The 21556-nt window shown below is 56.9% G+C and carries 19 protein-coding genes; 12 read left to right on the forward strand and 7 right to left on the reverse strand.

The window, feature by feature from the left end:
• Positions 1-167: 167 nt before the first annotated feature.
• The 5 genes from RHM65_RS05065 to RHM65_RS05085 all read left to right on the forward strand — a co-directional run bounded on the left by RHM65_RS05065 (position 168) and on the right by RHM65_RS05085 (position 4801).
• The gene (locus RHM65_RS05065) at positions 168-1598 is read left to right on the forward strand and encodes a coniferyl aldehyde dehydrogenase (protein ID WP_322184422.1); all 1431 of its coding nucleotides are present in this window, start codon (positions 168-170) and stop codon (positions 1596-1598) included.
• A 34-nt stretch (positions 1599-1632) separates the two neighbouring features.
• Entirely contained in the window at positions 1633-2172 is a 540-nt protein-coding gene (locus RHM65_RS05070) for a twin-arginine translocation pathway signal protein (RefSeq protein ID WP_322167024.1), read from the forward strand.
• A gap of 34 nt (positions 2173-2206) precedes the next feature.
• Positions 2207-3799 carry a GMC family oxidoreductase gene (locus RHM65_RS05075; protein WP_322184424.1) on the forward strand — a complete coding sequence of 531 codons (1593 nt, stop codon included), beginning with the start codon at positions 2207-2209 and terminating at the stop codon, positions 3797-3799.
• Between the two features lie 188 nt (positions 3800-3987).
• Entirely contained in the window at positions 3988-4467 is a 480-nt protein-coding gene (gene coaD, locus RHM65_RS05080) for a pantetheine-phosphate adenylyltransferase (RefSeq protein WP_322167020.1), read from the forward strand.
• Between the two features lie 82 nt (positions 4468-4549).
• Positions 4550-4801: a YfhL family 4Fe-4S dicluster ferredoxin gene (locus RHM65_RS05085; protein WP_322167019.1), complete on the forward strand. Its 252-nt coding sequence runs from the start codon at positions 4550-4552 to the stop codon at positions 4799-4801.
• Between the two features lie 14 nt (positions 4802-4815).
• Here RHM65_RS05085 and RHM65_RS05090 read toward each other — a convergent pair whose 3' ends face one another.
• From RHM65_RS05090 to RHM65_RS05100, 3 genes are all read right to left on the reverse strand, one after another.
• Complete coding sequence (locus RHM65_RS05090) at positions 4816-5148, reverse strand: multidrug transporter (RefSeq protein ID WP_322167018.1); 333 nt, start codon at positions 5146-5148, stop codon at positions 4816-4818.
• 122 nt (positions 5149-5270) lie between these two features.
• Entirely contained in the window at positions 5271-6083 is an 813-nt protein-coding gene (gene mutM, locus RHM65_RS05095) for a bifunctional DNA-formamidopyrimidine glycosylase/DNA-(apurinic or apyrimidinic site) lyase (RefSeq protein WP_322167017.1), read from the reverse strand.
• Positions 6084-6114: 31 nt separating this feature from the next.
• Positions 6115-6927 (reverse strand): HDOD domain-containing protein, encoded by an 813-nt coding sequence (locus RHM65_RS05100; RefSeq protein WP_322170628.1) that lies wholly within the window; start codon positions 6925-6927, stop codon positions 6115-6117.
• A 251-nt stretch (positions 6928-7178) separates the two neighbouring features.
• Between RHM65_RS05100 and RHM65_RS05105 the strand changes: the two genes are divergently transcribed.
• From RHM65_RS05105 to ilvD, 4 genes are all read left to right on the forward strand, one after another.
• Complete coding sequence (locus tag RHM65_RS05105) at positions 7179-7718, forward strand: type 1 glutamine amidotransferase domain-containing protein (protein ID WP_322167016.1); 540 nt, start codon at positions 7179-7181, stop codon at positions 7716-7718.
• A gap of 87 nt (positions 7719-7805) precedes the next feature.
• A complete protein-coding gene (locus RHM65_RS05110; RefSeq protein ID WP_322167015.1) occupies positions 7806-9002 on the forward strand; it encodes a class I SAM-dependent rRNA methyltransferase in 1197 nt (398 codons plus the stop codon).
• Between the two features lie 826 nt (positions 9003-9828).
• The gene (locus RHM65_RS05115; RefSeq protein ID WP_322185258.1) at positions 9829-10485 is read left to right on the forward strand and encodes a TIGR04211 family SH3 domain-containing protein; all 657 of its coding nucleotides are present in this window, start codon (positions 9829-9831) and stop codon (positions 10483-10485) included.
• Between the two features lie 255 nt (positions 10486-10740).
• On the forward strand, positions 10741-12588 hold the full coding sequence (gene ilvD / locus RHM65_RS05120) for a dihydroxy-acid dehydratase (RefSeq protein ID WP_322167014.1): 1848 nt from the start codon (positions 10741-10743) through the stop codon (positions 12586-12588).
• 146 nt (positions 12589-12734) lie between these two features.
• Here the strand turns inward: ilvD and RHM65_RS05125 are convergent, their stop codons facing one another.
• The gene (locus RHM65_RS05125) at positions 12735-13790 is read right to left on the reverse strand and encodes a haloacid dehalogenase-like hydrolase (protein WP_322167012.1); all 1056 of its coding nucleotides are present in this window, start codon (positions 13788-13790) and stop codon (positions 12735-12737) included.
• 155 nt (positions 13791-13945) lie between these two features.
• Positions 13946-14464: a dihydrofolate reductase gene (locus RHM65_RS05130; protein WP_322184426.1), complete on the reverse strand. Its 519-nt coding sequence runs from the start codon at positions 14462-14464 to the stop codon at positions 13946-13948.
• Positions 14465-14552: 88 nt separating this feature from the next.
• Here RHM65_RS05130 and RHM65_RS05135 point away from each other — a divergent pair, with 88 nt between their 5' ends.
• From RHM65_RS05135 to RHM65_RS05145, 3 genes are all read left to right on the forward strand, one after another.
• Positions 14553-15932, forward strand: coding sequence for a DUF2868 domain-containing protein (locus tag RHM65_RS05135; RefSeq protein ID WP_322184428.1), 1380 nt, complete (start codon positions 14553-14555; stop codon positions 15930-15932).
• A complete protein-coding gene (locus RHM65_RS05140) occupies positions 15925-17289 on the forward strand; it encodes a DUF3482 domain-containing protein (RefSeq protein ID WP_322184429.1) in 1365 nt (454 codons plus the stop codon). The genes RHM65_RS05135 and RHM65_RS05140 overlap by 8 nt, the downstream gene beginning before the upstream one ends.
• A gap of 197 nt (positions 17290-17486) precedes the next feature.
• Positions 17487-17921 carry a YkgJ family cysteine cluster protein gene (locus RHM65_RS05145; RefSeq protein ID WP_322167008.1) on the forward strand — a complete coding sequence of 145 codons (435 nt, stop codon included), beginning with the start codon at positions 17487-17489 and terminating at the stop codon, positions 17919-17921.
• Positions 17922-18085: 164 nt separating this feature from the next.
• Here the strand turns inward: RHM65_RS05145 and typA are convergent, their stop codons facing one another.
• Positions 18086-19906, reverse strand: a complete 1821-nt coding sequence (gene typA / locus RHM65_RS05150; protein ID WP_322167007.1) for a translational GTPase TypA — start codon at positions 19904-19906, stop codon at positions 18086-18088.
• 140 nt (positions 19907-20046) lie between these two features.
• Positions 20047-21501 carry a tRNA uracil 4-sulfurtransferase ThiI gene (gene thiI, locus RHM65_RS05155; RefSeq protein WP_322184430.1) on the reverse strand — a complete coding sequence of 485 codons (1455 nt, stop codon included), beginning with the start codon at positions 21499-21501 and terminating at the stop codon, positions 20047-20049.
• Positions 21502-21556 lie beyond the last annotated feature (55 nt).

Raw genomic sequence — 21556 nt, forward strand, 5'->3', positions numbered from 1 at the left:
ATACCCCACACAGAATCTCTGGAGCCAACGTGTTGGCGAAGCGGCTCACGAGTCGCCGCGTAAATACCCTCGCCCACACCTTGCATACTACAGAGGGCATGTTTGTATTTGACTTTATAGAGTTATGACTCTAAAACCACAGCACAACGCTAAAAAGAGCCACGACCATGCCCGCCGAACTCGCCTATTTGCAAGCGTCTGAACACACCGCCACCGACCTTGATCAGCGCTTCAACGTCCAGCGTCAGGCCTTCGCGGCCAATCCGATGCCGACTGCAGGTCAGCGCCAGCAATGGCTGAAGACTTTGCGCACGTTGCTGAGCGATGAGAGGCAGGCGTTGATCGACGCCATCAGCAGTGATTTCAGCCACCGCAGCGCCGACGAAACGCTGTTGGCGGAGTTGATGCCGAGTCTGTTGGGCATTCATTACGCCAGCAAACACTTGAAGCGCTGGATGAAGCCGTCTCGACGCAGTGTCGGCATGGCGTTTCAACCCGCCTCGGCCAAGGTGGTATATCAGCCGCTGGGAGTTATCGGGATTATTGTGCCGTGGAATTACCCGCTGTTTCTCGCCATTGGGCCGCTGGTTGGGGCGTTATCGGCGGGTAACCGGGTGATGCTCAAGCTCAGCGAATCCACGCCAGCCACCGGTCAGTTACTCAAGCGGTTGTTGGGCCAGGTCTTTCCCGAGGACTTGGTGACGGTGGTGTTGGGCGAAGCTGAAGTCGGCATGGCCTTTTCGAAGCTGCCGTTTAACCATTTGTTGTTCACTGGCGCCACCAGCGTTGGCAAGCATGTGATGCGCGCGGCAGCTGAAAACCTGACACCGGTCACCTTGGAACTGGGCGGAAAATCCCCGGCCATCGTTTCCCATGACGTGCCACTCAAGGATGCGGCTGAACGGATCGCCTTCGGCAAAACTCTGAACGCCGGGCAAACCTGCGTTGCGCCGGATTACGTGCTGGTTCCGGAAGATCGAGTCGATGCCTTTGTCGAAGCCTATCGCCAGGCGATCCACAATTTTTACCCGACCCTGGCTGACAACCCGGACTACACCGCAATCATCAATGACCGTCAGCTCGCACGGCTTAGTAGCTACCTGACCGACGCCAGCAGCAAAGGCGCAAACGTGATTTCGCTGTTCAACGAAAGCCAAGGTCGACGCATGCCGTTCAGCGTATTGCTCAACGTCAGCGACGACATGACGGTGATGCAGGATGAAATCTTCGGTCCGATTTTGCCCATCGTGCCCTACGGCCGTATCGACCAAGCGTTTGCCTACATCAATCAGCGACCACGCCCGCTGGCGTTGTACTACTTTGGATACAACAAAGCTGAGCAACAGCGGGTATTGGAGCAGACACATTCCGGTGGCGTCTGCCTGAACGACACGTTGTTGCACGTCGCTCAGGATGACATGCCGTTCGGCGGCATCGGTGCTTCGGGCATGGGTCACTACCATGGTCATGAAGGTTTTCTAACGTTCAGTAAGGCCAAGGGTGTGTTCGTCAAACAACGCTTTAACGCCGCACGGGTGATCTATCCGCCGTATGGGAAGGCGATTCAACGGCTGATCTACAAACTGTTTGTTCGCTGATCAGGCTCCTGAAACTAAAGGTCCACGACTAAAAATGAATAGCCCTGAAAGCCTCGGATTGTCGCGGCGTAGTGCACTGAAAGTCGGCCTGTGTGCGGGCGCTTTTTTGTCCACGGCCGGGCTCGCCGCAAGCCTGAGCGGCTGCTCAGCCAGCGTGCCCGCCAGCGATTTTAACGTGCTGCGCGACAGCGATTTGCCGTTTCTACGCGCGCTGATCCCGGTGATGCTGGAAGGCAGCCTCGGCGCCGTTTCAATACAGGATGCCGTCGCAGGAACGTTAAAAAACATTGATGCCAGCCTGCATGGGCTTTCGCCTGAAGTGCAGAAGCTGACTCAGCAACTGTTCGATGTTTTAGCGTTGCCGGTGACGCGTGCACCGTTAACCGGTATTTGGGGACGCTGGGTCAACGCGAGCCCGGAGCAAATCAGGAGCTTTCTTGATCGTTGGGATAACAGCTCGCTTAGCCTTTTGCGCATGGGCCATAACGCCTTGCTGCAACTGGTGATGATGGCGTGGTACAGCCGAACGCAATCATGGGCGCACTGCGGATACCCCGGCCCGCCGACCGTTTGACCAGCCTGTTAATAACAATAAGAACTGAGGTTTTATGCCGGTACCTGACATGTTTCGAGAAGGCCTCGCCCGTGGCTGGAAAGCCTACAACGGTGCGCGGCTGGAGAAAGACCTGACGCTTGAGGCCGACGTAGTGGTCATCGGCAGTGGCGCCGGTGGAGGGACGACGGCAGAGATTCTCAGCGCCGCCGGCTACAAGGTATTGCTGGTTGAAGAAGGCCCACTCAAAACCAGCAGCGATTTCAAGATGCTTGAAGAGCAGGCCTATTCCACGCTGTATCAAGAAGGTCTTGGCCGGATGAGCAAGAACGGCGCGATCACCATCCTTCAGGGCCGCGCCGTGGGTGGCAGCACGCTGGTGAACTGGACCTCGAGTTTTCGCACGCCAGAGCCAACGCTGACTCATTGGGCGGACCAACACGCTGTCGAAGGCCACAGTGCTGCGCAAATGGCGCCGTGGTTCGACAGGATGGAGCAGCGGCTGGGTGTCGCGCCCTGGGCCATGCCGCCAAACGCCAATAATGATGTGATCCGCGAGGGTTGCCACCAGCTCGGTTATAGCTGGAAGGTCATTGCGCGCAATGTTCGCGGGTGCTGGAATCTGGGTTACTGCGGCATGGGCTGCCCGACCAATGCCAAGCAATCGATGCTGGTCACGACCATTCCCGCCACGTTGGACAAGGGCGGTGAACTGCTTTACCTGGCGCGGGCCGAGTCACTGATGATCAAGGGCGACAAGGTGGTCGGCTTGCAATGCCTGGGCATGGATGAGCGCTGCGTGACGCCCAACGGTCGCAGTATCACGGTCAACGCCAAGCATTATGTGTTGGCCGGTGGCGGCATCAACAGCCCGGCATTGCTGATGCGCTCTGAGGCGCCCGATCCCCATAATCGGGTCGGCAAACGGACTTTTCTGCACTTGACGAGCTTTTCTGCGGCGCAGTTTGACCGGGTTATCAATCCGTTTTACGGCGCACCTCAGTCGATCTATTCCGACCATTTCCAGTGGCTCGACGGCACCACCGGGCAGATGTCCTACAAACTCGAAGTGCCACCTCTACAACCCGCACTGGCAACCACCCTGCTGGGTAGTTTTGGCCAGGACAACGCCGAACACATGGCTCAGTTGCCCAAGACCCACATGATGCTGGCCCTGATGCGCGATGGCTTTCACCCCGACAGCGTGGGTGGCAGCGTGCAATTGCGCGGTGACGGAACGCCAGTGTTGGATTATCAAGTCTCCCCCTACGCGTGGGACGGCATCCGTCGTGCCTATAAGAGCATGGCCGAAATCCAATTCGCTGGCGGCGCGAAGGCGGTGATGCCGTTGCATGAGGACACCGGTTACGTGAAAAATATTGCGCAAGCAAAGGCGGTCATCGATGGTTTGAAACTGGAAACCTTTCGCACCCGGCTGGGCAGCGCCCATGTGATGGGCGGTTGCGCCATGGGAGAAGCAGCACATAGTGCCGTGTGCGACAGCCTTGGACGCCATCATCAGCTGAGTAATCTGTCGATTCACGACGGCTCATTATTTCCCACCAGCATCGGCGCGAACCCACAGCTGTCGGTTTACGGGCTGACCGCACAGCTGGCGACGGCGTTGGCGGAGCGGTTGAAGACATAATCAAGCCAACTGTAGGAGGTAACTTGTTGGCGATAGGCATGATGCGGAGCGCCTGACACGCCGCCTCGCCAACGAGTTGGCGCCTACAGAGGTAGCTGAAAAGCGCACGCTAGCCATAAGCCGACTTGGCCGACCGGGATGGCTGCGATACCATCCGATTCCCCAAGGACTCCGACCAGGACGACGCGATGAACCGAGTGTTGTACCCAGGCACCTTCGACCCTATTACCAAGGGCCATGGCGATCTGGTCGAACGCGCCTCGCGCCTGTTCGATCAAGTGGTCATCGCTGTCGCTGCCAGCCCGAAGAAAAACCCGCTGTTTTCCCTGGAACAGCGCGTGGAGCTGGCCCGCGAGGTCACCAAACACCTGCCCAATGTCGAAGTTGTAGGTTTTTCCAGCCTGTTGGCCCACTTCGCCAAAGAACAGAACGCCAACGTGTTCCTGCGTGGCCTGCGGGCGGTGTCGGATTTCGAATATGAATTTCAATTGGCGAACATGAACCGCCAATTGGCACCCGACGTTGAAAGCCTGTTCCTCACCCCGTCTGAGCGTTATTCGTTCATTTCGTCGACATTGGTCCGTGAAATTGCAGCGCTGGGCGGCGATATCACTAAGTTTGTCCACCCCGCCGTCGCCGAAGCATTGACCGAACGGTTCAAACGCTAGGGTGCAGAAACATGCCTAATGCGGCACAATTCGCCGCATTAGTTTCCCTATGCCCCGGCGCCGACCGCGGCAGGAGTGTTTCATGTCCCTGATCATCACCGACGATTGCATTAATTGCGACGTCTGCGAACCTGAGTGCCCGAACGAAGCGATTTCACAAGGTGAGGAGATCTACGTGATCAACCCGAACCTGTGTACCGAGTGCGTGGGCCATTACGATGAGCCGCAATGCCAGCAAGTCTGCCCGGTGGATTGCATCCCGTTGGATGAAGCCCACGTTGAGAGCAAAGACGACTTGATGAGCAAATACCTGATTCTGACCAGCAAGGCGTAAACGCTTTACGTTGGTTATTCGCGCTTGTTGTAGCCTACGCCGGTACATCCCAGGCAGCGCGCAAACGCTGCTTGTCCGGGCTGCACCACCAAGGCTTTACCCATATCGCCAATACCACCGCCAGCGGCGGCAAACGGTAGCGCGACAACAAACAACACCGCACCAACGGCGGTTGCCGCAATCAGTAAAGGGCGGGCAATCAGCAAATCGCCAATCATAGCGAAGGCTGGCGGCGCTTCAATGTCGTAGGTCGGATCACCGCTGCGCTCTTGCTCAGCCTGCGCTGGTAGCGCCTGCAAGCCAAACAAAAAGGCTAAGGCAACAGCAAGGGTACGAAACGGGCTCATGGCGTGATCCTTCAAGCGCTAAGGTAGGAATGTCGCACACTATAAACAGCGGCGCCGGTTTCGCAAGGCTTGCATCGGTGAGATATCGTTTCATCCGCCATGCTGCTTTCGTTAAAGGTATTTCAGGTCTGGCACTTAGGGCAAAACACACTCGCCCGCTGGCCAAGCCTGACATCCCGCAGCTCAGTGCCGCAGACCTTGCACGGTTTATATCCACGCCCGTAGACAAATAACTCCTGCTGAAAATAACCGGGCTGGCCATCACCACCGATAAAGTCTTTTAGCGTGGTGCCACCGCGCTCAATGGCGTGGATCAGGATCCGTTTGATCTCGACGGCCAACCGCATGTATCGCGCCTTGGAAATGCTCTTGGCTTCCCGGCGCGGATCAATTCCGGCAGCGAACAGCGCTTCGGTGGCGTAGATATTCCCGACGCCGACCACGACAGCGTTGTCCATGATGAACGGCTTGACCGCCATTGATCGGCCCCTCGACCGCTCGAACAAACGCTCGCCATCGAACAGTTCAGTTAACGGTTCAGGTCCGAGGCGGACCAGCAACTCGTGGTTGTGCGGATCGAGGCTCCAGAGCATCGCGCCGAAACGACGTGGGTCGGTGTAGCGCAAGGCCAGTCCCGATTCCAGTTCGATATCAACGTGTTCATGCTTGAGCGCAGGCAGGCCGGCTTCAACCAGGCGCAAGTTACCGGACATGCCTAAATGACTGATTAGCGTCCCGACCTCGGCATTTATCAGCAAATATTTGGCTCGGCGCTCAACCAGGACAATTCGCTGCCCGGACAAACGCACATCAAGGTCTTCAGGAATGGGCCAGCGCAAACGCCGATCACGGACTATAACGCGAGTGACGCGTTGCCCTTCCAGATGCGGCGCGATGCCTCGGCGGGTGGTTTCGACTTCGGGTAATTCAGGCATGAGGGACCCAGGCAGAAAGCGGGAGCGACACCTAGTGGACGCTCAACTCGCGAATGGACTCTTTCAAGTGTTCAAAGTCGTAATCGGACAGCCCAACGTAATCCAGGACCAAGTGGCCAATGCTGTCCCACTCGTGGTCTTCGCCCTGATTACCCAGCACCCGATAGGACGCACAGATGTGTTCGGCCATCTTCAATATGGCCAATAGGTTCTTCAACTGGCTATTGCGCCCGGTGTCATCCTGAAAAATCGCCAGAGCGTTGTGATGGTTGGCGATGGCGTTGGTGACAAATTCAGGCAGGCGCCACGACTTGGCAGTGAAGTAGCCGACCACCGCATGGTTGGTATTGAACGCGGCGTTCTCGGTGTCCACCACACGGCAGGTAGGGCCTGCTTTGGCATAGGCGTCTTCCAGCACTTTCATGTAATTGGGGAAGCGTTTGAGCATCAGCGGGATGCCGCAATCGTGAAAAAGCCCCAGCGCATAAGCTTCATCTACCGTTTCCGATCCGATGCGTTTGGCCACGGTCAGGCTGGTCATCGCAACGTCTTGGGCAGTGTCCCAAAAACGATTCAGGGTGACGATGGTTTCGTCGGACATCTCGCCCCGGATCGACTGGGCGTTAATGAGATTGATGATCGAACGGCTGCCCAGCAAGTTCACGGCGCGGTCAATCGAGGCGATTTTATCGGTCAGGCCGTAATACGGTGAATTAACAATTTTCAACAACGCTCCGGATAAGCCCGGATCTTGCGCAATCAACCGCGCAATCGTGCCCAAATCTGGATCGGGCATGTACTGCTCCATCTGCAAATCCACCATGATTTGCGGCTGGGGCGGCACGCTGATTCCTTGCAGGGCCTGTCGGATCTGCTCGGAGGTAAGCTCTGGTGACATAAATACGTACTCTTGACTAGGCGGCGATTCTAACCCCATCACGGATTTAGTCGACAACCGCTGGCGCACAAGGCAGGAACTTTGACCAAAGAGATGCTTCGGACAGTGTGATGACTGAGGGTTCGTTCAACGAACGCAAAATAGCCATCACGTTAGCTCAGGACTAACGATCACTGCCATAAAACGAGGAAAGAACCATGTCCAACACCCTGAGTGGTAAGCGCATCGCAATATTAGTCACCGATGGTTTCGAGCAGGCCGAATTGACCGGCCCTAAAGATGCGCTGGAGCAAGCAGGCGCAAAAGTCGAAATCCTGTCGACCAAGGAAGGGCAGGTAAAAGGCTGGAACCATGACAAACCGGCTGACGACTTCAAGGTCAATCTGACCTTTAAGTCAGCGAATATTGATCAATACGACGCCGTTGTGCTGCCGGGCGGCGTTCAGAACTCCGACACGATTAGGGTTGATGTCGATGCCCAACAGATCGTCAAAAAAGCTGATTCGGCAGGCAAACCGATTGCAGTAATTTGTCACGGCGGCTGGCTGTTGGTATCCGCCGGCCTGGTTAAAGGGAAAACCATGACCAGCTATAAGACCCTGAAGGACGACCTGATCAATGCAGGTGCTAACTGGGTTGATAAAGAAGTGGTCAAGGATGGGCAGTGGATCAGCAGCCGCCAGCCCGACGATATTCCAGCGTTTAACCGTGAGCTGATTCAGGCCCTGTCGGCATAATTGGGCGCGAACGAGTTAATTACCGTGATCCCGGCCCTGAGTCGGGATCACGCGTTATAATCTCGCTCTTTTTTCAGGAGCGACGTCATGTCCCTGCCTAGCTTGCGCCTCAAAGCCAACGCCGACCGTCGCTTGCGCAACGGTCACTTGTGGGTCTACAGCAATGAAATCGACGTAGCCGCCACCCCACTCAGCGGCTTTGCTGCAGGCGATCAAGCACAGTTGGAAGCCGCTGGCGGCAAGCCACTGGGCATCGTTGCCATGAGCCCCAACAACCTGATCTGCGCGCGTCTTGTATCCCGCGATATCAAGGTGCAACTGGATAAGTCGTTGCTGGTGCATCGCCTGAACGTCGCTCTGTCCCTGCGTGACCGTCTGTTCGACAAGCCTTATTACCGCTTGGTATTTGGTGATTCCGACCTGTTGCCAGGCTTGGTCGTTGACCGTTTCGGCGACATCCTGGTGGTGCAGCTGGCTTCCGCCACCATGGAAAATCATAAGGACGATTTGATTGCGGCCTTGGTTCAGGTGGTCAAGCCAAGCGGCATTCTGTTCAAGAATGACTCCGCCGCACGCGACGCCGAAGGCCTGACCCGCTACGTGGAAACCGCGTTTGGCCTGGTGCCGGAGTGGGTTGCACTGGAAGAGAACGGTGTGAAGTTTGAAGCACCGGTCATTGCCGGGCAAAAAACCGGCTGGTTCTACGATCACCGCATGAACCGTGCGCGCATCGCCCCGTACGTCAAAGGCAAACGCGTACTGGACCTATACAGCTACATCGGCGGCTGGGGCGTGCAAGCAGCAGCATTCGGTGCCAGCGATGTTTTCTGCGTTGACGCTTCAGCCTTTGCCTTGGACGGTGTTGAGCGCAACGCAACGCTGAACGGCTTTGCTGACAAAATCACCTGCATCGAAGGCGACGTGTTTGAAGCCCTGAAGGAACTGAAAAACAGCGAAGAGCGTTTCGACGTCATCGTTGCAGACCCACCGGCCTTCATCAAACGCAAAAAAGACATGAAAAATGGCGAAGGTGCTTACCGCCGCTTGAACGAGCAAGCCATGCGCCTGCTCAGCAAAGACGGAATCTTGATCAGCGCCTCGTGTTCCATGCACCTGCCGGAAGATGACCTGCAAAACATCCTCCTGACCAGCGCCCGCCATTTGGATCGCAACATCCAACTGCTGGAACGCGGCGGCCAAGGCCCGGATCATCCGGTTCACCCGGCTATCGCAGAAACGCGGTACATCAAAAGCATTACGTGCCGGTTGTTGCCGAATAGCTGATAACGAGCGTTCTGTAGGAGGGACCGCCACGTCTTCGACGCTGCGCTGTCGCGCAGCAAACTGGGAAGCACTTTGTGTGCTTCGAGATTGCAGCGTGTCAGGACGGAAGCCTTCCCGAATAAATTCGGTCCCACAGTTTTGGCGCCGCACAGATTTCTGTAGGAGCTGCCGAAGGCTGCGATAGGTCCGAAGGACCTTCGCCAACAAGTTGGCTACAGATGGTCGCCTGCCTGTAGATCGCCCGTGAATTGAATATCAAATTACGGAAAGAGGCCCCGTGAAACCATGCGGCCGAACGCAGGCGTTGCGCAGGGGGTGACGAGGCAAGGATGCCGAGTAAGCCGTGCGCGGCCAGGGACGGCCGCTCACGGCGACCCCCGGAGCAACGCCGGAGTGAGGGAAGACCGAGCCTAAGCGAGGGCCCGCATGGTGGGGCAAGCCCTTTTGGCGGGACCTTTTTGGGCGTTTGAAAAAGGTTCCTCGCTGTAAAAGCGAAACCCTACTTTCAGCAACCAAAAATGCCGGATATACACACAAAATACAGCGCCAACCCATTGTTTTTAAAAGATTACAAAGTAGCTTGATAAGAGCCAACTTGTTGGCGAGGCGTACGACGCGGTTTGTCCATACCGCGTTGTCCCGTAGTACGTACGCTCGTGCCACCAAGGTGTGTAGATGGCCCGTCCACACATCAGGTCGAAATGAACTTGAAACAATTTGTCGGGTCTTTGTTGGGGCTAAGCGGGTCTTACTACCGAATTCCCCTTCGTGACCGGCCCGTCCATCGGCGCCCTTATCTTTTCTCCAACCAAAGATAACCATGCCTATGTTTCGTCATCTTTCTACACTCATTTCCCGTCAACGATATGCCTTAGGTGCCAGCTTGTTTGGCACATTGCTCGGGCTCTGTGGCATGGCGCAGGCTGAAGACGCCAAAACCACTGACCGCTGGGTTAGCGACAACCTCAATACCTACGTGCGCGCTGGCCCAACCGATGGTTACCGCATCGTCGGTACGCTCAAATCCGGTCGTAAAGTTGAGCTGATCAACACCCAAGGCGAATACAGCCAAGTGCGTGGCGAAGGCGGCGGCACCGTATGGATTCCCAGCGCCGACCTGCAAGCCGTACCCGGCCAAGCCGAACGCTTGCCGCAGCTGGTTCAGCAAGTAGCCGACCTTACTGGCCAGTTGAAAACCATCGACGACAGTTGGAAGGCCCGTATTCAGGGCATGCAAGAGACCCTCGACACCCGCAAGAAACTTATCGATGAACTCGAAGCCCGCAGCAAGGACCTCAACGCGCAACTGACCGACGCGCAGTCCGAACTTCGCAGCACCCAAGCCAAGATGGGTGACGAGAACAATCAGGTATTGATGCGCTACATGGCCTACGGCGGCAGCATCGCCGGTGCCGGGTTGCTCCTCGGCCTGATCATTCCCGCAATGACCCGCGGCCGTAAGCGTAAAGATGGTTGGGTTTGATGGCCGCGCTCTGGAGATGCAAACAAACTGTTCTGTGTCTGCCTCCCGACCTTTAGCATTCCCTCAAGCCACCACAGGTGTAGAATCGCTTCTATTCATCGCCAGTCATCCCCCGGCGGGTTTATGAGCTCAGGCCGAGCGCGCGGCGATCCCGTGGCGTTGTCGGTTTCATCGCAATTTCCGGTCACTGCCGGATGTTCGCGACGTCAGTAGAAGCTCTCTCCCCCTTTGATACCTGATTTGCCGGAGTGCCCCATGCCTGATTACCGCTCAAAAACGTCCACCCACGGCCGCAACATGGCCGGTGCCCGCGCATTGTGGCGTGCCACCGGTATGAAAGACGCCGACTTCAAAAAACCGATTATCGCCATCGCTAACTCGTTCACCCAGTTCGTGCCCGGCCATGTGCATTTGAAAGACATGGGCCAATTGGTCGCGCGTGAAATCGAACGCGCCGGTGGCGTTGCCAAGGAATTCAACACCATTGCGGTGGATGACGGCATCGCCATGGGCCACGACGGCATGCTGTATTCCCTGCCGAGCCGCGAGATCATCGCCGACTCCGTGGAGTACATGGTTAACGCCCATTGTGCCGACGCCATTGTCTGCATTTCCAACTGCGACAAAATCACCCCTGGGATGTTGATGGCTGCCTTGCGCCTTAACATTCCGGTGATTTTCGTCTCCGGTGGACCGATGGAAGCCGGCAAGACCAAATTGTCAGCCCACGGTCTGGATTTGGTCGATGCGATGGTAATTGCCGCCGACCCCAGCGCCAGCGATGAGAAGGTGGCTGAATACGAGCGCAGCGCTTGCCCGACGTGCGGTTCGTGCTCAGGCATGTTCACCGCTAACTCGATGAACTGCCTGACCGAAGCCCTTGGCCTTGCACTGCCAGGCAACGGCTCGCAACTGGCGACCCACAGCGACCGCGAACAGTTGTTCCTGCAAGCTGGCCGGACCATCGTTGACCTGTGCCGTCAGTACTACAACGAAAATGATGAGTCGGTTCTGCCGCGCAATATCGCCAACTTCAAAGCGTTTGAAAACGCGATGACGCTGGACATCGCCATGGGCGGCTCGACCAACACCATCCTGCATTTGCTGGCCTCGGCGCAGGAAGCAGAAATCGACTTCGACCTGAAGGACATTGACCGCCTGTCGCGCAAAGTGCCTCAGCTGTGCAAGGTCGCGCCGAACATCCAGAAGTACCACATGGAAGACGTGCACCGCGCCGGGGGAATTTTCAGCATCCTCGGTGAATTGGCCCGTGGCGGTCTGCTGCACACGGACCTGCCCACCGTACACAGCAAGACGCTTGCCGAAGGCATCGCCAAATGGGACATCACCCAAACTGACGATGAAGCCGTACACACTTTCTTCAAAGCGGGCCCGGCCGGCATTCCGACGCAGACGGCTTTTAGCCAGTCGACCCGTTGGGAAACCCTGGATGACGACCGTGAAAACGGCTGTATCCGTAGCGTCGAGCACGCTTACTCGCAGGAAGGCGGCTTGGCCGTGCTGTACGGCAACATCGCGCTGGATGGTTGCGTCGTAAAAACCGCAGGCGTTGACGAGTCGGTCCATGTGTTCGAAGGCACCGCAAAAATCTTCGAAAGCCAAGACAGCGCTGTTCGCGGCATTTTGGCTGACGAGGTGAAGGCCGGCGACATCGTGATCATTCGTTACGAAGGCCCGAAAGGCGGTCCAGGCATGCAGGAAATGCTTTACCCAACGTCATACCTGAAATCAAAAGGCCTGGGTAAAGCTTGCGCGTTACTGACTGACGGTCGTTTCTCGGGAGGCACGTCGGGTCTTTCCATCGGCCACGCCTCACCAGAAGCAGCAGCAGGCGGCGCGATTGGTTTGGTACGTGATGGCGATAAAGTGCTGATCGACATTCCCAACCGCGGGGTCAACCTGTTGATCAGCGATGAAGAAATGGCAGGCCGTCGTGCTGAGCAAGACGCTAAAGGTTGGAAGCCGGTTGAAAAGCGCCCGCGCAAAGTAACCACAGCATTGAAAGCCTACGCCCTGCTCGCCACCAGCGCTGACAAAGGCGCGGTCCGCGACAAAGCGATGCTTGATAAGTTGATGCCTTAAACGCAACCGGCCATTCCCAGGCAAGCCTGCTCCCACAGCATTTGGACCGGACACATAGTTTGTGCCTGACATTCAATTTGTGGGAGCAGGCTTGCCTGCGAATGAAGCGACGCGTTGCCATTGATACACCGCGCCCTTCAAAGCCTTTACTGAATCTCTTGCGGCTTCACAATCACCCAATTCTTGTCCGCCGTCACCGCCAGGCCTTCTTTGGCTTGGGCTTGTGCGTTGGATTTCATCATGCCGTTGAGTTGGGTCATGTACTTGTCTTTGCGGTTGACCCACAGGTGAACGCCACCTTTGGCCACGTCAACGCTGTGGAACAGCATGTAGCCGTCGCTCGACGGAGTATCGCCGCCCACCAGCACCGGTTTTTTCCACTGATCGATGTAGGTCAGAATCGCCGCCTGCTTTCCCGCCATCCAAGTCGCTGGGGTCCATAGGTATGGGGTTAGCTCCAGGCCCATGTTGGCCTTCTGGTCATATTTGCCCGCTGTGATCTGCTTGCGTGCCGTCGTCAGCTCGCCAGTCTTGCGATTTTTCAGCAGGGTGGTCACGCCAATGACGTTTTGCGGTTTGACGTTATAGCCGTACTTGGGATCCGACGCGACCATGCGCACCAGCTCCTCAGAAGCGGCCGTCATGACGTAGACCTCAATGCCATTTTCCATCAGCTTGTTGTACAGCTCAGCCTGCCCGGTGAAGACCTTTGGCGGTTCGACATTGATGGTCTTGACCGTGTCGCCGTCGTAGTAGGTGCTGGGTACCGGTTTGCCGGACGCCATCAGTTCATCGACATAGCCTTTGAGTTCGGTCAGGGTAAACCCGGAAAACACCTGGGCGACCCACGGATAGCAGACCATGTCATCGACTTCGCACAGTCGGTAGTAATAGCTGAACAGGCTTTCTTTGTGGTCAGCCGTGTCCTTGAAGGGGATCAGCTTAAGGGAAGGGTCAAGGGTTTCGCGGGTGATCAGCCCTTTGTTTTCCATGTACGGCAGCAGCGCCTCTTCCAGATCGTAGCGATAGCTGGTGTTGTCCATGTCGAATACGGCGAAGTTACCCTTGTTGGCGTTGGCCTCGATCATGGCATTGAGCTGCTTGGCCTGAGCGGCAGGCCAATGGGTCAATTCGGTGGCAAACGCGTGGCTGGCAATTCCCAACGTTAGTGCGGCAGCAAGCAGTTTCGGCACGAGTTTCATAACGGCGTCCCCTTTTTTTAATTAAGTACCGACCGTAACAAAATCTCATGACATATCAGGTTTACCCGCGACTACTTTTGTTCCGACGGCGTCATGTTGATAACAATCGCGACACAGGGTTTGAAAGCGACCCACGTTCCTGTACAGGTTTTTAGTCAGGCCTTAGTGCGTTCCCATACTTCAAAACTGTAGGCCGGTTTGTCATCTAGCGCTGGGTGTTGGTTATTCGAGACTAGCGCCCATTGCGCCATATCGAACTCGGGAAACAACGCATCACCGTCGGGGCTTAGTGCAACGCGGGTCAGGTACAGTCGGTCCGCCTGCTCCAAGCCTTGCGCATATAACTGCGCTCCGCCGATCAGCATTACTTCATCGGCGCCCTGCTCCCGCGCCCATTGCTCGGCACGTACAACAGCAGCGTCCAGCGAAGCAAATACTTCCGCGCCTTCAGGCTGTAAATCGGCCTGCCGACTGACCACTAGGTTCAACCGTCCCGGCAATGGCCGACCGAGTGAATCCCAAGTCTTGCGACCCATGATGATCGGCTTACCCAAGGTGTTCGCCTTGAAGTATTTGAAATCCGCAGGCAGATGCCACGGCATGGAATTGTCGACGCCAATCACACGGTTTTCACCAAGGGCGGCAATCAGACTGAGGGGGAGATGAGTTTTCATGGGCGCGAGAATAGCAGAAGCACGGGGCTTGCCCCGAGCCCGGTCACAGAGGTTATGCTCACCGCTGACTTTATCGACAGGACGCCGCGTGACTGCTCTAACCCCTATGGATAACCTCTGGCTGACCGAAGCCGTGCGCCTGCGCGAAGAACACGCCGGGCCGCTGGAGGATATGGAAGCCAATCGCCGCGCCCGCGCCACGGCGGGAGATTTGACGACTCGGATCAAGAACCGGGCGTTGTGGTTGGCCCAACGCGATGGTTTAGTCCGCGCGCTGCATCGCTGGAAACAAGGCGCGCGACTGGCGCTGCTGCTATTGGCCGTTATCGTCGTCATCAGCGGCGCCGGCCTGGCGTTCGCGGCGCTGGGCAATGGGCAAACGCCGGTCAATGTCTTCTGGGCCCTGGGCAGTTTGCTTGGACTTGATCTGATTTTGCTGCTGAGTTGGGTGCTGGGCATGGTCTTCGCGGGGGAAAGCACCGCCAGCCTTGGTCGATTGTGGTTATGGCTGAGCGAAAAGCTCGCCCGCGACGCACAGGCCGCGCAACTGGCCCCGGCGCTGATTTTGTTACTGCAACGCCAACGCTTGAATCGCTGGGCGCTGGGCATGGTGGTCAACGGTGCGTGGCTGCTGGCGTTGCTCAGCGCGCTGGGAATCCTATTGTTACTGATGGCGACTCGGCGTTACGGCTTTGTGTGGGAAACCACCATTCTAGGCAGCGATACCTTCGTCAGCGTGACCCGTTTTCTGGGAGCGATCCCAGCGGTCCTGGGCTTCAATGTCCCGACCGAAGCGATGATTCGCGCCAGTGGCGATAACGCCTTGAGCATCGACAGCGCACGTCAAGCGTGGGCGGCATGGATGGTTGGCGTGCTGCTGGTATTCGGAATAGTCCCACGCCTGTTACTGGCGCTGATGTGCCTGTGGCGTTGGCATCGCGGTCGTGCCGCACTCAGTCTTGATCTGACGCTGCCCGGTTACGCCCATCTGCGCGAACAGCTGATGCCAAGCAGCGAGCGTTTGGGTATCAATGACGCGGCGCCAGAGCATCTGGCGAGCGCGCCGTCATACACCGTGGCCGTCGACAGCGAAGGGGCGTTGCTGGTCGCCATCGAACTGGACGAACAACACCCGTGGCCACCGATGCTGCCCGAGACAGTCAAGAACGCAGGTGTTCTAGACAGCCGCGAATCCCGGCGAAAACTGCTTGATCAGCTCACTCGCTTTCCCCCTGCCCGGCTGGGCATCGCCTGCGATCCGCGTCGCTCCCCGGACCGTGGCAGCCTGGCGCTAATCGCCGAGCTGGCGCGTTGTGCCGGTGCTACCAGGGTTTGGTTGCTGCCGGCGCCGTTGGACCAGACCCTGGACGCAGAGCGACTGGATGACTGGCATTCGGCGCTGGACTCCCTCGCCATTACCTACGCTAACAGCTCGCCGCTGATTTGGTTGGAGACTGGCCATGACTAAAGCGCTCACGCTCGCGGTGGTCGGTCACACCAATGTTGGCAAAACCTCGCTGCTGCGAACCTTGACCCGAGATGTCGACTTCGGAGAAGTGTCGCACCGCCCGAGCACCACTCGACACGTCGAAGGCGCTCGCTTGTCGGTGGACGGCGAGGCGCTGCTGGAGCTTTACGACACGCCGGGACTCGAAGACGCCATCGCGCTGCTCGACTACCTGGAACGTCTTGACCGCCCCGGTGAGCGCCTTGATGGGCCTGCGCGGTTGGCTCGATTCCTTGAGGGCAGCGAAGCCCGACAGCGCTTCGAGCAAGAAGCCAAGGTGCTGCGTCAGTTGCTGGCGTCGGACGCCGGTTTGTACGTCATCGACGCTCGTGAACCGGTGCTGGCCAAATACCGAGATGAATTGGCCGTGCTGGCGAGCTGTGGCAAACCCTTGCTGCCGGTGCTGAATTTCGTCAGCAGCGCTGAACACCGCGAAGCCGAGTGGCGCGAAGCGCTAGCGCGGCTGGGCTTGCACGCATTAGTGCGGTTCGACAGCGTAGCACCGCCGGAAGATGGCGAGCGCCGGTTGTATGAAAGCCTGGCGCTGCTGCTGGAAAATTCCCGCGATCAACTGGAACGCCTGATCGTTGATCAACAGACACAACGGGGCGCTCGTCAGCACAGTGCGACGAGGCTGATTGCCGAACTGCTGATAGATTGCGCCGCCTGTCGCCGCAGCGTCGTCACCGGTTCGGGGTTGGAACAGGCTGCTATCGAGGACTTGCGCAAAGCGGTGCGGCAACGCGAGCAACGCTGCGTCGATGCGCTGCTCAAGCTGTACTCGTTTCGCCCGCACGATGCGACGGCCATTGATGTACCGCTGTTGGACGGGCGATGGAGCGACGATTTGTTCAACCCGGAAACCTTGAAGGTGCTGGGTGTCCGCGTCGGCAGTGGACTCGCTGCGGGTGCCGCCGCCGGGGCTGGCGTCGATTTATTATTGGGCGGTATTACGCTGGGCGCTGCCGCTTTGGCGGGTGCGATTGCCGGTGGTGCCCTGCAAACGGCTCGCAGCTATGGAGGGCGGCTGATCGGCAAGCTCAAGGGCAAACGCGAGCTGACGGTTGACGATGCGGTGTTGAGGCTGCTCGCCCTGCGCCAGCGGCAACTGCTGCAAGCGCTGACCCTGCGCGGTCATGCTGCCATGACAAGCATCACGCTGGCCGCGCCAAGCGACAAAAGCTGGCGTGAAGGCAAACTTCCCGATGCACTGCAAAAGGCACGGGCGCATCCACAGTGGTCGTCGCTGAATCCACATTCGCGGCTGAGCCAAGCGCAGAGGCAGGAGCACATTGAGGGGCTGGCTGCGTTACTGTAGAGCCAACTTGTTCGCGAGAGGCCTTATGTGGTGCACCTGTCATACTGCCTCGCCAACAAGCGCCTACAGATAAGGTGCGGCCAGCGCCTGATCAGCCCTTCGATGACCACCGACAGTCGGTCATTTAATTTTTGCTTACGCGAATTCCTCAACCACCGGTATCATCGCGCGCCCGATACACCCGGAAATGTAAGCACATGAAACCCACACTGATCGCCGCCGCAGAAATCGACCGAATCGATACCTGGGCTAAATACTCCAGCACCATGTGTGGCGGCTGCATTTCCAGCTGCTGTACGCTGCCGGTGGAAGTGAAGATCAAGGACTTGATCCGCATCGGTGTGGTGGATGAGTTCGAGCGTGGCGATCCACCGAAGAACATCGCTAAACGCCTGCAAAAGGAAGGAATCGTCGAGCGCTATAACCAGAAGCTCGGGATTTTTACGTTGCAGCGCATGAGCAACAACGATTGCTTGTATCTGGACCGTAAAAGCCGGTTGTGCACAATTTACGAACAGCGCCCTGATACCTGCCGCAATCACCCGAAAATTGGGCCAAGGCCTGGGTATTGCGCATACGTGCCAAAAACCCCTGAGCGTAAGCCGGTCGATAATACCCTGTATATTTTTTGATCAGCCTGTAAGAGCCAACTTGTTGGCGAGGCGTCTGATGCGGTTTGTCAGCTATGGCGCTTCGCCAACAAGTTGGCTCATACAGAAAAATAGCTCATACGCCACACAAACAAAAACGCCCCCGACATCGCTGTCGGGGGCGTTTTTTTAACAGCTACTTAAACTCAGTTGCCGTTTTTCTTGGCAGCGCGGGTACGCTCGCTTTCGCCAAGAATTTTCTTACGCAGGCGGATCGACTTTGGAGTCACTTCGCAGAGTTCGTCTTCTTGAACGAATTCCAGCGCTTGTTCCAGAGTGAAACGGATAGGCGGAACCAGAGCGATGGTTTCGTCTTTACCGGAAGCACGCATGTTGTCGAGCTTCTTGCCTTTGGTTGGGTTAACGCCCAGGTCGTTGTCGCGGCTGTTGATGCCGACGATTTGGCCTTCGTACACGTCTTCGCCATGACCCAGGAACAGCTTGCCACGCGCTTGAAGAGTTTCCAGCGAGTAGGTCAATGCCTTACCGGTAGCAACCGAAACCAGAACGCCGTTCTGACGGCCGGACATGTCGCCCGACTTCATCACGTCGTAACGGTCGAAGATGCTGGTCAGAATGCCGGCGCCTGAAGTCAGGGTCAGGAATTCGTTTCGGAAACCGATCAAGCCACGAGCCGGGATGTTGTATTCAAGGCGAACACGGCCCTTGCCATCCGGAACCATGTTGGTCAGGTCGCCTTTACGGATACCGATTTGTTCCATGATCGCGCCTTGGGAATCTTCTGGCAGATCGATGGTGACGTTTTCGTAAGGTTCGTGCTTAACGCCGTCAACCATGCGGATGATCACTTCTGGACGACCAACACCCATTTCGAAGCCTTCGCGACGCATGGTTTCGATCAGTACCGAGAGGTGCAACTCGCCACGGCCAGACACTTTGAACTTGTCGGCAGAGTCGCCTTCTTCAACGCGCAGAGCAACGTTGAACAGCAATTCCTTGTCCAGACGTTCCTTGATGTTACGGCTGGTGACGAACTTGCCTTCTTTACCGCAGAAAGGCGAATCGTTTACCTGGAAGGTCATCGAAACAGTAGGTTCGTCAACGGTCAGCGGCTTCATCGCTTCAACATTCAGTGGGTCGCACAGAGTGTCGGAGATGAACAGCTGGTCGAAGCCGCTGATGCAGACGATGTCGCCGGCAGCTGCTTCTTCAACGTCAACGCGGTGCAGACCGTGGTGACCCATCAGTTTCAGGATACGGCCGTTGCGGCGCTTGCCATCAGCGTCGATCGCAACAACCTGGGTGTTCGGCTTGACGCGACCACGAGCGATACGGCCAACACCGATGACGCCCAGGAAGCTGTTGTAGTCCAGTGCCGAGATTTGCATCTGGAACGGACCGTCACGGTCAACCTGTGGAGCAGGAACGTGATCGACAACAGCCTGGTACAACGGCGTCATGTCGTCAGCCATCTCGTTGTAGTCGAGACCGGCAATACCGTTCAAGGCAGAGGCGTAGATGACTTTAAAGTCCAGCTGCTCTTCGGTAGCGCCCAGGTTGTCGAACAGGTCGAAGATTTGATCCAGAACCCAGTCCGGACGCGCGCCTGGACGGTCAACCTTGTTGATAACCACGATTGGACGCAGGCCGGCTTCGAAAGCCTTTTTAGTCACGAAACGGGTTTGCGGCATAGGGCCGTCTTGAGCATCAACCAGCAGCAGAACGGAGTCGACCATCGACATCACACGTTCTACTTCGCCACCGAAGTCGGCGTGGCCTGGGGTGTCTACGATGTTGATGTGGTAGCCATTCCAGTTGATCGCGGTGTTTTTCGCGAGAATGGTAATACCGCGTTCTTTCTCCTGGTCGTTGGAGTCCATCACGCGCTCGTCGTTGAGCTCGTTGCGTTCCAGGGTGCCGGATTGACGCAAGAGTTTGTCTACCAGGGTGGTTTTACCATGGTCAACGTGAGCAATGATGGCGATGTTGCGTAGATTTTCGATCACTTGTGTATCTCGATCAGAGGATTCGGTCAGCTGACTATTGTAGGCAGCTATTAACAGTAGAGTCGGCCTAAGCCGTTACGGCTAGACGACTGGCGTCGGGGGGCCGGTGACGCAAGCCACAGGCAAACAGCCCCGGGCACTTAGCTCGGTCGATAAACGCGCACATTGGCATGCCCCTCACTGAGCAAATGATGAGCATGCAGGCGACTCATGACGCCTTTGTCGCAATACAACAGGTACTGGCGCGTGTAATCCAGTTCCTTGAAACGGCTGTTCAATGCATAGAACGGCAGTGTTTGTATCTCAATGCCAGGCAATTCCAGCGGCTGATCTTCCTGAGCATCCGGGTGACGGATGTCGATAACGATCTGACCGGCCAGCGCCTGACTGACTTCTTCTATGTCGACACTTTGGCTCAACTCGTCGATTACTCGATCGATTGTCACCAGTTTTGCTCGCTCAAGCGCTCGCTCGAGAATAGCCATGTCGAACTGTTGTTCCTCGTACTCAACGCGGTTGCGCTTGGCGTTGGTCTTGGGGTTGATCGAAATCACCCCGCAATATTCAGGCATGTGCTTGGCGAAATCGGCAGTCCCGATCTCGCTAGCCTGATCGATGATGTCTTGCTTGTGACTGGCGATCAGCGGGCGCAATACCAGCTTGTCAGTCGCAGCATCGATGAGTGACAGGTTCGGCAGCGTTTGGCTGGCAACCTGGGAAATCGCTTCACCAGTGACCAATACGTCGATTTCAAGCCGATCCGCAATTGAAGACGCAGCGCGCAACATCATACGCTTCAAAACCACGCCCATATGACTGTTATCGACTTTCTCGAGAATTTCTCCCAGAACCTCTTCGAACGGAACGCTGACAAACAGCACTCTTTGCGAGCTGCCGTACTTCTTCCAGAGGAAATGGGCGACTTCCATCACACCCAATTCGTGGGCGCGGCCGCCGAGATTGAAGAAGCAAAAGTGGCTCATGAGCCCACGGCGCATGATCTGGTAGGCCGCCACCGTCGAATCGAAACCGCCGGACATCAACACCAGGGTCTGTTCGAGGGCGCCTAACGGATAACCGCCGATGCTGTTGTGCTGACTGTGAATCACGAATAACCGTTGGTCGCGAATTTCCATGCGAACTTCGATTTCAGGTTTTTTCAAGTCAATTCCGGCAGCTCCGCACTGCTGGCGAAGCTGGCTGCCGACGTACTTTTCGACGTCCATGGAGCTGAATGTATGTTTACCGGCGCGCTTGCAGCGTACTGAAAATATTTTCCCGGCCAGGGAATCACCGTAGTGAAATTTGCACTTGGCGAGAATGTCATCCATGTCGCCAAGGGGATATTCTGCGACCTGCAGAAAATTCGCGATGCCCGGCATGCAACTCAGGCGCTCAGTCATCTCAAGCAAGACTTTCGGCTCGCTGACCTTGGTCTCAACCTCAAGATTGTCCCACACGCCGGCCACCACCAGCGCCGGGTCCAGGTCGCGGAGCACGGTACGGATGTTCTTGGCCAACTGGCGGATGAATTGCTTACGCACCGGCCGGCTTTTGATGGTGATCTCTGGGAAGACTTTTACGATTAGTTTCATGTATACAGCGCGCGATGTGCCAGCCGAAAAAGTGGGGGCGGAATTATAGCGGAAA

Source organism: Pseudomonas sp. CCI4.2 (assembly GCF_034350045.1).
Lineage (GTDB): Bacteria > Pseudomonadota > Gammaproteobacteria > Pseudomonadales > Pseudomonadaceae > Aquipseudomonas.